The 11,633-nt window shown below is 60.0% G+C and carries 10 protein-coding genes; 5 read left to right on the forward strand and 5 right to left on the reverse strand.

What is annotated here, in order from left to right; genetic code table 11:
• Positions 1-92: 92 nt before the first annotated feature.
• Together nusA and rimP are read right to left on the reverse strand one after the other, a co-directional pair.
• Entirely contained in the window at positions 93-1,157 is a 1,065-nt protein-coding gene (gene nusA, locus IM764_RS08900) for a transcription termination factor NusA (protein ID WP_099297051.1), read from the reverse strand.
• Positions 1,154-1,717, reverse strand: coding sequence for a ribosome maturation factor RimP (gene rimP / locus IM764_RS08905; protein ID WP_194187585.1), 564 nt, complete (start codon positions 1,715-1,717; stop codon positions 1,154-1,156). Before rimP ends, nusA begins: the two co-directional genes overlap by 4 nt.
• A gap of 43 nt (positions 1,718-1,760) precedes the next feature.
• Here rimP and IM764_RS08910 point away from each other — a divergent pair, with 43 nt between their 5' ends.
• A complete protein-coding gene (locus IM764_RS08910; RefSeq protein WP_194187586.1) occupies positions 1,761-2,792 on the forward strand; it encodes a hypothetical protein in 1,032 nt (343 codons plus the stop codon).
• Positions 2,793-2,804: 12 nt separating this feature from the next.
• On the opposite strand, the gene IM764_RS08915 is transcribed toward IM764_RS08910, so the two are convergent.
• Positions 2,805-4,580, reverse strand: coding sequence for a proline--tRNA ligase (locus IM764_RS08915; RefSeq protein WP_099297055.1), 1,776 nt, complete (start codon positions 4,578-4,580; stop codon positions 2,805-2,807).
• Positions 4,581-4,658: 78 nt separating this feature from the next.
• Here IM764_RS08915 and IM764_RS08920 point away from each other — a divergent pair, with 78 nt between their 5' ends.
• The gene (locus IM764_RS08920; RefSeq protein ID WP_099297057.1) at positions 4,659-5,483 is read left to right on the forward strand and encodes a YaaA family protein; all 825 of its coding nucleotides are present in this window, start codon (positions 4,659-4,661) and stop codon (positions 5,481-5,483) included.
• A gap of 119 nt (positions 5,484-5,602) precedes the next feature.
• Positions 5,603-6,316 (forward strand): VIT1/CCC1 transporter family protein, encoded by a 714-nt coding sequence (locus IM764_RS08925; protein WP_099297565.1) that lies wholly within the window; start codon positions 5,603-5,605, stop codon positions 6,314-6,316.
• A 36-nt stretch (positions 6,317-6,352) separates the two neighbouring features.
• Here IM764_RS08925 and cobA read toward each other — a convergent pair whose 3' ends face one another.
• Positions 6,353-7,384, reverse strand: coding sequence for a uroporphyrinogen-III C-methyltransferase (gene cobA, locus IM764_RS08930; RefSeq protein ID WP_194187587.1), 1,032 nt, complete (start codon positions 7,382-7,384; stop codon positions 6,353-6,355).
• Positions 7,385-7,394: 10 nt separating this feature from the next.
• Positions 7,395-8,882 (reverse strand): malate dehydrogenase (quinone), encoded by a 1,488-nt coding sequence (gene mqo / locus IM764_RS08935; RefSeq protein WP_099297061.1) that lies wholly within the window; start codon positions 8,880-8,882, stop codon positions 7,395-7,397.
• Between the two features lie 139 nt (positions 8,883-9,021).
• Between mqo and IM764_RS08940 the strand changes: the two genes are divergently transcribed.
• Together IM764_RS08940 and mtr are read left to right on the forward strand one after the other, a co-directional pair.
• Complete coding sequence (locus tag IM764_RS08940) at positions 9,022-10,128, forward strand: alpha/beta fold hydrolase (RefSeq protein WP_370551580.1); 1,107 nt, start codon at positions 9,022-9,024, stop codon at positions 10,126-10,128.
• Between the two features lie 58 nt (positions 10,129-10,186).
• Positions 10,187-11,629: a mycothione reductase gene (mtr, locus tag IM764_RS08945; protein WP_099297063.1), complete on the forward strand. Its 1,443-nt coding sequence runs from the start codon at positions 10,187-10,189 to the stop codon at positions 11,627-11,629.
• The last annotated feature ends 4 nt before the right edge of the window (positions 11,630-11,633 follow it).

Here is an 11,633-nt window from a genome sequence, read left to right on the forward strand (position 1 = left end):
ATAACGCGGTTGTTTAACAAACGGTTAACTGGCCAGTGTCTCGGCGTGGGAAACCAAGCCCGGCAGATCGACGCTGGCGTGGGATCTCCGCGCTACTCGCTAACCGCTTCCGGCCGACCTTCGTTAGCCCCAGCGTCGTCCGCCCCAGCGTCCGCAGCCTCAGCCTGCGCATCCGTCTCCGAGCGGATATCGATCTTCCATCCGGTCAGACGCGCGGCCAGGCGGGCGTTCTGCCCTTCCCTGCCGATAGCCAGGGATAGCTGGTAGTCAGGCACAACCACTCGCGCAATCTGCATTTCCGGGTCGATAACCCGCACGCTGACCACCTTGGACGGAGCCAATGCGTTGCCCACCAGTACGGCTGGGTCTTCGGACCAGTCAACGATGTCGATCTTCTCGCCACCGAGCTCTTCCATGATCGCGGCTACGCGCTGTCCGCGCGGCCCGATGCAGGCGCCCTTGGCGTTAAGGCCCTTGATGGTGGATTGCACAGCGATCTTGGTGCGGTGTCCGGCCTCGCGAGCGGTGGAGACGATCTCCACGGACCCGTCGGCCACTTCTGGAACCTCGAGCGCGAACAGACCTTTGACCAGCTCTGGGTGGGTACGGGAGAGGTTGATCTGCACGTTGCGGTTGCCGTTGTTGATGACGTCAGTGACAAACGCCTTCACGCGCTGGCCGTGCTCCAGCTTCTCGCCGGGGATCTGCTCGGCGGCCAGGATCTGTCCGTCGAGGCCATCTGCTTCCGTGCCCAAGCGAACCACGGTGATTCCACGCTCGTTGGCGCGGGCATCGCGGGAGACCACGCCGGAGACCACGGTGTAGCGCAGATGTGCGTACTGATCGTACTTGCGGTTCACGCGCGCTGCGGTGATGGTTTGGCGGATCACGTCACGGACTGCCAGTGCACCGGCGCGTCCAAAGTCTGCGGGAGTATCGTCAAGGCGCCCCGTGACTTCGCGATTTTCGTCGCGTTCCACCTGGTATATCGCCACTTCGCCACTGCGAGGATCGATCGAGACGTCCACTTCGCCTTCGTAGCGGGTGATCCCGCGGTAGGCGTCTCGCAGTCCGTACTTGACTGAGCGGAGCAGGTCGTCGAAACCTACGCCTTCCTGCTTTTCCAGCGCTCGCAGCGCGGCGATGTCTATGTTCACTTGTTCTCCTTGTCCGCCTGTTCGATCAGCGGCTCATACTCGTGCCGTTGCAGTCCGATGAGTTTGGCTTCATCGCCGGGCACGTTGTTGAACTCAACTTCTACCACTGCACCTGCCACATCACCGAATTCGTGTGTGGTCACCGTGTGTTGTTTCTTTTTCTTCGTGAGTATGACGACGCCACTCTCGTCTGCTTGCAGGATTCGCACCGTTCCTCCTTGGGGCAGTTTCACGAGCCTGCCAACATTTTTCTGCCAGTGCCGCGGCAACGTCAGGGGAAAGTCCACTCCGGGCGTGGTGAGTTCCAGGGTGTACCCGGGTCCAAAATTGAGCGCTCCGGATTCCTCTGAATCGTCAAGCAGTTGTGAGACTGCCTTGCTGATTTCCTCGAGTGTGTCCAGGGAAGGTCGCTCGGCAGTGGGGTCTGCCGCATCCACGGCGATCCTCACTGCCGACTTTGCGCCCGCCCTGGTGACTTTGATGTCTTCGACCACCATGCCGAACTGCGCGAGCAGGGGTTCAATGGTGTTGGTGAGCTGCTCAGGAGTTGGAAATGCCATGTCCAGAACAATATCAGGATGCCGGGATGGCACTATGGAACGCGTGAGCACTCAGCCCCAAGATTCAGATCTCGCCGTCGCGGTGACGGCTCCGCGAGCCAATTCGCGGACTCAGCGCGCACCCCGTGCTGCTCGGAAGTTCACTGCTGCACTAGGTTGTTCGGCTCTGCTTATGGGGGCGAGCGCGTGCGGTGCTGAGGACCCGTTGGGCTCGGTCTTTGGTGAGCCAGAGGCCAACCAGACGCTGGTGCAGCTATATGGGGAATACCAACAGGTCATCGATTCTCCGAATATCGATAAACCAACCCGGCAGTTGCTGAAGGACCAAGCAAACAGCGTGCGTGAAGAATGGTTGCGCCTGTGTGGAGAAGACAGCGAGGGCAATGCTCCCGCGGAATGTACTGATGAGGCGCAAGCGGACGCGGCTGCCGTAGACCCTGGCATCACCATCGGCTCACTCAACGATTCCCTGATCGATGCTGTGGTTTCTGCGGAACCGATCGCCGCTTCCAGCTCGGACGGCAGCGAAACCAGCTCAAACAACACCGCCGACCAGCCAGACAAGAATCAGCCCAGCGCGGAGCTATTACTAGATTTGGCTACGGACATGGCACCCGTCTTGGGTGACCTCGATCCAGACGAGCTGTCTGAACTTCCCCTGACCGAGTACTCCCCCGAGTTTGAAAAAGTTCGCGAAGCGGCACACGCCGGATGGTTCGCCACGGGGTTGGGTCTTGCCAAAGATGATGGCACGCATGCCTGGGAGATTCGCCCGCTGCGCTGCGCACTGCGCACGCTGGAGGAAGATCTCACCGCACACGCGGAATCACTGGACGGAACCTCGCCCGCCCCATTTCCCGCCGGCTATACCCTCCGCGAGGGGCTAGAGCAGCCCGAGAATTCAGCAGAGGTCATGTCGTTTATCGAGCAGATCACGCCCACCGTCACCGATGATCTACGGGAGGCCACATTAGGGCCCCGCGCGGTCGATGACCGACGCTACGCCGCCCACTGGCTTGTTTACCTAGCACAGGAGCAATCCCGCATCGCCGCGGAGGCCACGCAGGATCAGTAACACGCAGCGGTTTTAGTCCAGCGCGGACTCGATGGTCGCTACTGCGTCGTCGTAGTTGATTTCCTCGGTCTCACCGGTCAGACGGTTACGCAGTTCAACCTTGCCGTCGGCAAATCCACGGCCCACAACGACCACCAGCGGCATGCCCAACAACTCGGCGTCCTTGAACTTCACGCCGGGGGAAACCTTCGGACGGTCGTCCAGCAGAACCTCGATGCGCTTGTCATCCAACTGCTCGGCCAGCTTTTCCGCTGCTTCTGCTGCGGCGGCATCCTTATTGGCGATGACCACGTGCGCCCCGAATGGAGCCACTGAAGTTGGCCAACGCAAGCCCTTTTCGTCGTGCATCTGCTCGGCGATGACGGCCACCAAGCGGGATACGCCGATGCCGTAGGAGCCCATGGTGGGCACGGCACGCTTGCCGAACTCATCGAGGATCTGCACATCGAAGGCCTCGGTGTACTTGCGTCCCAGCTGGAAAATATGGCCAATCTCGATGCCGCGAGCCAGCGTCAGGGTGCCCTCGCCGTCCGGAGATGGGTCGCCTTCCATGACCTCAGCGGCCTCGATGTAGCCATCTGGGGTGAAGTCCCGACCTGCGACAAGACCCACAACGTGGCGATGCTTGGCGTCGGCACCGGTGATCCACGAGGTGCCTTCCACCACGCGAGGATCGGCCAACACACGCACGCCGTTGGCGGCCAAGCCGCGTGGGCCCACGTAACCCTTGACCAAGAACGGGTTGCGCTTGAAGTCATCCTCAACCGCCAGCTCCACAGCGGCGGGCTCCATGGCTGCCTCGAGGCGCTTCATGTCTACCTCGCGGTTGCCAGGGACCAGAACGCCGGTGAGCTTGGGCTCGTGCGGCTGTCCGGCCTCGTCCACTCCCGGCTCGGTGACCTTGACCACGATGCACTTCAGGGTGTCGGCGGCTTCCACAGTGCGGCCATCAATCGTGACGTCTTCCCCGTTGGCCCAGTCCACCAATGCGGCGATGGTCTCGGAATCCGGAGTGGTGTACTCGGTTGCTTCGGGCTGTCCATCAATCGGCTTGGCCTCGGGCGCAACGGTGACCACGGCCTCTACGTTGGCCGCATAGTTAGAGGAAGTGGAGCGTACATAGGTGTCCTCGCCGTGTTCTGCCACTGCGAGGAACTCCTCGGAAGCAGATCCGCCCATGGCGCCGGAGGTGGCGAAGCAGATGGCGTACTCGATGCCCAAGGTGTCAAAGATGCGCTGGTAGGCACCGCGGTGAGCTTGGTAGGACTCTTCCAGGCCAGAATCGTCGAGGTTGAAGGAGTAAGAATCCTTCATCACGAACTCGCGACCGCGAAGGATGCCGGCGCGTGGGCGCTCCTCATCGCGGTACTTGGTCTGGATCTGATAGAGGGTAACCGGGAAGTCCTTGTAGGAGCTGAACTCGGACTTCACGATGGATGCGAACATTTCCTCGTGGGTAGGGCCCAGGAGGTAATCGCCATTCTTGCGGTCCTTCAGGCGGAACAGCGCATCGCCGTACTCGGCCCAGCGGCCCGTGGTCTGGTATGGCTCGCGAGGAAGCAGGGCGGGGAACATCAGTTCCTGTCCACCAATGGCGTTCATTTCCTTGCGCACCACGTCCTCCACGCGGCGCAGTACCTTCAGGCCCAACGGGAGCCACGAATACACACCGGGTGCCACTCGTCGAACGTAGCCTGCGCGGACCAAAAGCTTGTGGCTAGGGACCTCCGCATCGGCGGGATCATCGCGCAATGTGCGCAAAAATAGGTGAGACATCCGGGTGATCATGAGGGCTAGCCTACAACCTGCGGCACTGCTCACATACCCAAAGGGGGCTTTTATCCAGCACCCCTTAAAATGTGATGCATGCTGATCATCCTACCTCCGTCAGAAACCAAGGCCGTGGGTGGCGATTCCGCCCCGTTGGAACTTTCGGAGCTGTTCCTTTCAAACGTTGATTCCTCGGTGACGACGGTGCGCAAGCAGATCGCCACGAGCCTGACTTCCATGTCCCCGAAGGTGGCCCAACCGCTACTCGGTCTCCGCGATTCTCAGGTCGGCGAGCTCAGCCACAATAAGGAGTTGCTCACCTCCCCGACCATGCCCGCCATCGAGCGCTATACGGGAGTGGCCTACGACGCGCTGGATGTCATCGGCGAGCGCACCGGCACCGCGTTGAATTCCGCCGCGCGGGAAAAGTTGGCCATCGGTTCCGCTTTGTTTGGTGTGATCGGCGCCGAGGACCTCATCCCCTACTACCGCCTGTCTGCCGGCTCCAAGCTCAAGCTGCGCGGCAAGGCTGATCACGTTACCGTTCGTTCCCGCTGGTCTGGCGTGCTGACTCCCGCTCTCGAGCAGTGGCAGGCGCAGTTGCCTGCGGACGATAACGCCATCATTGATCTGCGCTCCGGCGGCTATCTGAATCTCGGCCCCGTGCCCGGTTCTCTGAAGCTACGGGTGGAGTCCTTGTATCCGGACGGCACGCGCAAGGTGGTCAGCCACTTCAACAAGCACTACAAGGGTTTGGTGGCCCGCGAGCTGGCTTTAGCCGACGTCTCCATTCCTGCCGACCGTGCCGCGCAGGCCTTCTGCGATGTGGTGGCAGGCGTGGTTTCTTTTTCCGACGCCAACTTCTCCACGGAAATAGTCGATGAAGAAAACGTCACCTTGATCGTGCCTGCGGAGAAGTAGCCCTTCTAATCCAGCTGCACGTGCTGGCTTCTGGACTGCAGGCTAATGCAAGCATTTCCTCACTGTGCACAGGCTATGCATCGTTGACGCAGGTCACACCACTTTCTAAGCTCGCGTTCATGTCTTATGAAACTCACAATGCCCAGCAAGATAGCGGGCTCGCTGCAAAACTTAATTGGCTCCGCGCGGGGGTCCTCGGTGCTAATGACGGCATCGTCTCTACCGCCGGAATTATCGTGGGCGTGGTTGCTGCGGGTTCCAGCGCTTCCGCGATCCTGACGGCCGGGGTGGCCGCTGTTACTGCAGGTGCCGTTTCGATGGCTCTCGGAGAATACGTTTCTGTCTCCGCGCAGCGGGATACCGAGCGTGAGTTGGTCACAATCCACCGCGAGGCGCACGAAAAAGATCCCGCCTCAGAAACTAAAGACATAGTGACTTCTCTACAGGAACTGGGCATGTCTCGTGCCACCGCGCTCACTGCCGCCGAAGAAATGTCCCCGCAGCAGCGTTTGGCTGGTCACTTACGTGTGGAGCTGGGATTGGACGAGGAGGACCTCACTAGTCCTTGGGCGGCTGCGGCAGCTTCGGCTTTCTCGTTTGTCCTCGGATCGATTCTGCCTCTGATCGTAGCCATTGTTGCACCGCAGGGAGCCAAAGCCTGGATGACCATTGTGGCCACGTTGATGGCGCTGGCCATCACTGGTTCCATTTCTGCACGCATCAGTGAAGGTAGTCGAACCAAGGCCGTTACACGGCTGGTGGCGGGAGGAGGGCTGGCGTTGCTGGTCACCTTCGGCATAGGCTGGGTATTCGGAACCACAGTGGGCGCCTAAACCCCTCAGGTGCAGGGTAGGCACAACACGGAAAAATCAGCCCAGCTGCATGTGCTTATCGGCTACTTCGCCGATAACGAACAGTGCGGGAGGCTTCACCGCTTCCGTGCGTAGTACTTCGGCCAGCTGCCCCAAACTGGTGGTTAGCAAACGCTGCGAAGGCATCGAGGCGTTTTCGATGATGCTGACCGGAGTTTCCGTAGATTTGCCGCCCTCTACCTTCATCAATGTCGTGGCGATAGCTGGGGCGTTTTTGACCGCCATGATTAAAACTAAGGTTCCCGTCAGGCGTGCCACGGCCTCCCAGTTGGTTTCAGACCGTGGATCCCCTGGCGGTACGTGGCCGGAAACCACGGTGAAATCGTGGTTCACACCACGGTGAGTCAGGCTCAGTCCGGCCACGGCAGGTGCGGACGTTGCGGAGGTCACGCCCGGAATCACCCGCACAGGAATACCCGCTGCGTGCAATGCCTCCCACTCCTCAAAGCCACGGCCAAAGACAAACGGGTCGCCGCCCTTGAGGCGAACCACATTTTTTCCCGCCTGTGCGCACTCAATCAGCAATTGATTGGTCTGTTCCTGGGCAACCTGTTTGCCATACGGCAACTTGGACACGTCGATAACTTCCGCACCGGATTCCTCCGCAGCCGTCTCTGCCAGCTCAAACGGACCTAAGTGATCAGCCAGAATCACGTCGGCTTCGGCGATCGCCCGCGCACCCGCGACCGTGATCAGCTCCGGATCCCCCGGGCCGCCACCCACCAAGGTCACGGTGCCCAGCTCATTATCTGAGCTCGTGGGGGTCTGTCGAGTTCCCACACTGCGGCGATCATCCACCGGAATCCGCAGCGCGCGAGCGCGTTGCACAACGCGCTCGGCATCCGCGGCATCGAGATCCGCGGGGATCATGGCTAAAGAATAAGGGGACTCGAGTTTGGCGTCGGATAAAAACGAAGAAATCTCCCCGACCACCGGCAATGCCCCACTTTCCGCAATCCGCCGCGCACAAATTTCCGCGGAGGCAGTAGAAGGGACAAAGACCGTGAGGCCGGAGAGATGCAAACTCATGAAGGGGATTTTAGCCCAGCTTCAGAGTCTTCTGCGAACGGTCCCACTGCTCGTTGAACAGTGCGGAATCCTTGGCCAGGCGAGTGCCGTAGGAAGGAACCATTTCCTTGAGCTTCGGGCTCCACTCGCCCATCTTGGAACCGAAGCAGCGCTCCAGAACCTCAATCATGGCGGACGGTGCGATGGACGCTCCAGGGGATGCACCCATCAGGCCGGCGATGGTGCCGTCAGCGGAGTTGACCATGGCGGTACCGAACTCCAGGGAACCGAACTTCGGAGCACCGATCGGCTTGATGACCTGCACGCGCTGACCAGCGATAACAACTTCCCAGTCCTCGTCACGAGCGGTAGGCATGTAGTCACGCAGAGCCTCGACCTTAGCGGTCTTATCCTTGAGAACTTCCTCAATCAGGTACTTGGTCAGACCCATCTCCTGCACGCCCACGCCCAGGTAGGAAGGCAGGTTGTCTGGACGGATGGACTTGAACAGGTCCAGGTAGGAGCCCTTCTTCAGGAACTTCGGGGTCCAACCGGCGTAAGGGCCAAACAGCAAGCCCTTCTTGCCGTCGATGACGCGGGTATCCAAGTGAGGAACGGACATTGGAGGCGCGCCCACGGAGGCCTGGCCGTAGACCTTGGCCTGGTGCTGCTCCACCAATTCCTCATTGGTGCAACGCAGCCACTCGCCGGCCACGGGGAAGCCACCGTAGCCCTTGATCTCGCGGATGCCGGACTTCTGCAGCAATGGCAACGCCATGCCGCCAGCGCCAACGAACACGAAGTTGGCGGTGACCGTGGAGGTATCGCCGGTGTGCAGGTTCTTGGTGGTGACCTTCCACTTCGCGCCGTCGCGAGTGATGTCCTTAACCTCGGTGCCGTAGCGAACGGTCACGCCGCGCTCCACCACTGCATCCAGGTACTGACGGGTCAAAGCGCCGTAGTTAATGTCCGTGCCGTTATCGAACCAGCTGATGGCTACCGGGTTGTTGAAGTCACGGCCCTTCGCCATCAGAGGCACGGATTCCTTGAACTTCTCCTCGGAATCACTGAACTGCATGTTCGGGAACAGTGGGTGGTCCTTCAGAGCCTCGTAGCGAGCCTTGAGGTAGTCCACCTGCTTCATGCCATTAGCGAAAGACATGTGCGGAACTGCGTTGATGAACTCGGAAGGATCTCCCAGCACACCCTGCTCCACCAAGTAGGACCAGAACTGGCGGGAGACCTGGAACTTCTCGTTGACGCCCACGGCCTTGGAGATATCAATCTTGCCGCCCACTTCAGGCGTGTAGTTGAGCTCACAGAGTGCAGAGTGGCCGGTACCCGCGTTGTTCCATGGGTCCGAGGACTCTGCGCCGGGAACGTCCAGACGCTCGACGATCATCTGGCTCCAGTCCGGCTGGAGCTGCTGCAACATCACAGACAGGGTGGAGGAAATGACGCCCGCGCCGATGAGCAGGACATCAACCGAGTCTTTATTACCAGAAGCGTTACTTGACACTTTTCTTAGTTCCTTTATCGCTGGCGTGATAGACACTCACGCCTTAGAGGTGAATGCCTTACGACGGTTGTGCCCATTAACCATACGCCCTCGCTCCGACTTCACAATGAGCGCCCCGCGGAGTTTCCCGTTGATTAGTATGAGTGAGGTGAGTGATTTCAGCAGCAAAGTGACGGTGCAACGCGCGTTGCATGACCCATCCGCCCCCGCCGCGAGTGAGTTAGAGTTCGGCCCAGACGAGCTCGGCGAAGGCTTCGGCTACCACTACGTGGAGATGGGCAAAGACCCAGATAAAGAAGCTCCCGTTCGGTTCACGTTGGTTCGCTACCGGCCAGAAGCAGACGACCAGCCTGACGGCTCGGCGTGGAACGCCCGCCCCGCGATCCTCATGGTCCACGGCATGACGGACTACTTCTTCCATAAAAACGCGGCGAAGATCTTCACCGCTCAAGGCTACGCGGTCTACGGCCTCGACCTGCGCAAATGCGGCCGATCGTGGCGTGAGGGTCAAACCTGGCACCACGTCAGTTCTCAATCCCTCTACGGCGAGGATCTCACCGTCGCCGCCTCCCTGATCACCAAGACCCATCCGAACCTCGTTGTCCTTGGACATTCCAACGGTGGCCTCGGCGTGACCATGTGGGCGGCCCGCCTGCACCGCGATGCGGTGGACATGCCAGAGAGCCCGCAAGCTCAGCTTTTCTCCCGTCTGTCCGGCGTTATCCTCAACTCGCCGTGGTTCGGTTTGCAATTCGATGCCTTCACGCGCCTCGCCATCAGCAAGGTGATGCCAGTGCTAAGCCGCTTCCATCCGAACATGGTGATCAAGGGCGGGATCAATCCCCTCTACGGCTTGACCCTACACACCTCCGAAGCCGGCGAGTGGGACTACAACGTGGAGCTCAAACCGCTATATGCCCGCCCGAAGACCATTTCCTGGATCACGGGTGTGGGCGAAGAGATCCGCGAGCTGCAAACGGGCAACTACTCCACCGGTGTACCCACTTTGCTTCTGTGCAGCGACAAGCACTACTTCGGGCGGAAGATGGACGAGCGCGCATTCACCTCGGATGTGATCCTCAAGCCGGAGCAGATGCGCCGGTTCGCCCCGCACGCCAACAAGGATGCGGAAGTTGCCGTAATCCCGGATGCGTTGCATGACGTGTTCTTGTCTCGTAAGCCGGTGCGCGATCACGCTTTCGAAGTCACCCTCGAGTGGTTGCAGGAAGTCGCTCCCACCGGCTAGTCCACGGTCAAGTAACCCACTGCCACGCCCACGCGTGTTTGATGGCACTCTGGGGTGCATGACTAGCGAGCACTTTGACATCATCATCGTCGGAACCGGTTCGGGCAACTCCATCCCCGGAGTCGAACTCCACGATAAGAAGATCGCCATCGTCGAGCGCGGCGTGTTCGGCGGCACCTGCATCAACGTGGGATGCATTCCCACCAAGATGTTCGTCCACACCGCCGATGTCGCCCGCGAGGTCGCCGACGCACAGCGTCTTTCCTTGACCGGAGAGATCACCAACGTCGATTGGACAGACATTCAGCGCCGGGTATTCGCCGAGCGCATCGACCCAATCTCCGTCGGCGGCGAGGAATACCGTCGCGGTCCAAAGACCCCGAACATCACGTTGTACTCCGGCACCGCGTCCTTTAGCGGGCCACGCGAGCTCACTGTTTCTTTTTTCGACGCCAACTCCGATGCCGATCCGGTCACCATCACCGCGGATAATATTGTCTTGGCCACGGGTACGCGCCCGTTCATACCGGACGCGATCAAGAATTCTGGGGTTAATTTCCGTACCAACGAAGACATCATGCGCCTCGAAAAGCTCCCGAACTCCTTGACGATTTTGGGTGGCGGCATCATCGCCGTGGAGTTCGCGCACGTCTTTTCAGCACTCGGCACCGAGGTCACGGTGATCAATCGCTCCCCTCACCTGCTCAAGAAGCTGGACTCCACGGTGGTGGAGCGATTCAACGAAAAAGCTGAGCAGCAGTGGACGAACATTTTGGGCAAGAGCTTCCAGGACTTCCGCACCAACGACGATGGCTCGATCGCCGTCGTCCTGGACGACGGCACGGAAGTAGTCTCCGACGAATTGCTCGTGGCACTGGGACGTATCCCCAACTCTGACCTGCTGAATCTTTCTGCAGGCGGTGTGGAGGTAGATTCGCACGACAGGATCTCTGTCGATGAATACGGACGGGCCTCAGCCAAGGGTGTGTGGGCGCTGGGTGATGCCAGCAATAAGTACGAGCTCAAGCACGTGGCAAACGCCGAGGCTCGCGTGGTGCAGCACAATCTGTTGCACCCGGAGGACTTGAAGAAGCTGAATCACACCAACGTGCCGTCGGGAATCTTTACCCACCCACAGATCGCCACGGTGGGCCTGACGGAAGACCAAGCACGCGTGTACGAAAAGGAAACGGGCCGCGCGATCACCGTCAAGGTGCAGGAATACTCCGATGTGGCCTATGGATGGGCGATGGAGGAAAGTGGCACGTTCTGCAAGATCATCGCGGACGCGGAGACGGGCAAGATCCTGGGCAGCCACATCATGGGCCCACAGGCCACCACTCTGATTCAGCAGCTGATCACCGTGATGGTCTTTGATTTGGACGCGCGCCTAGTGGCCAAGAACCAATACTGGCCACACCCATCACTGTCCGAAGTCGTGGAAAACGCGCTGTTGGGGCTAGAATTTACTGGTCCCGACCCCGCAGGCATCCAGCCCTAGCTGG

It is taken from the genome of Corynebacterium sp. ED61 (assembly GCF_015233855.1).
GTDB classification, from domain to species: Bacteria; Actinomycetota; Actinomycetes; order Mycobacteriales; family Mycobacteriaceae; genus Corynebacterium; species Corynebacterium dentalis.

Excerpts from the sequence above, each read along its gene's own strand:
- rimP (WP_194187585.1), bottom strand. The coding sequence starts at position 1,717 with ATGGCATTTCCAACTCCTGAGCAGCTCACCAACACCATTGAACCCCTG.
- IM764_RS08915 (WP_099297055.1), bottom strand. The coding sequence starts at position 4,580 with ATGATCACCCGGATGTCTCACCTATTTTTGCGCACATTGCGCGATGAT.
- IM764_RS08920 (WP_099297057.1), top strand. The coding sequence starts at position 4,659 with ATGCTGATCATCCTACCTCCGTCAGAAACCAAGGCCGTGGGTGGCGAT.
- IM764_RS08925 (WP_099297565.1), top strand. The coding sequence starts at position 5,603 with ATGTCTTATGAAACTCACAATGCCCAGCAAGATAGCGGGCTCGCTGCA.
- cobA (WP_194187587.1), bottom strand. The coding sequence starts at position 7,384 with ATGAGTTTGCATCTCTCCGGCCTCACGGTCTTTGTCCCTTCTACTGCC.
- IM764_RS08940 (WP_370551580.1), top strand. The coding sequence starts at position 9,022 with ATGAGTGAGGTGAGTGATTTCAGCAGCAAAGTGACGGTGCAACGCGCG.
- mtr (WP_099297063.1), top strand. The coding sequence starts at position 10,187 with ATGACTAGCGAGCACTTTGACATCATCATCGTCGGAACCGGTTCGGGC.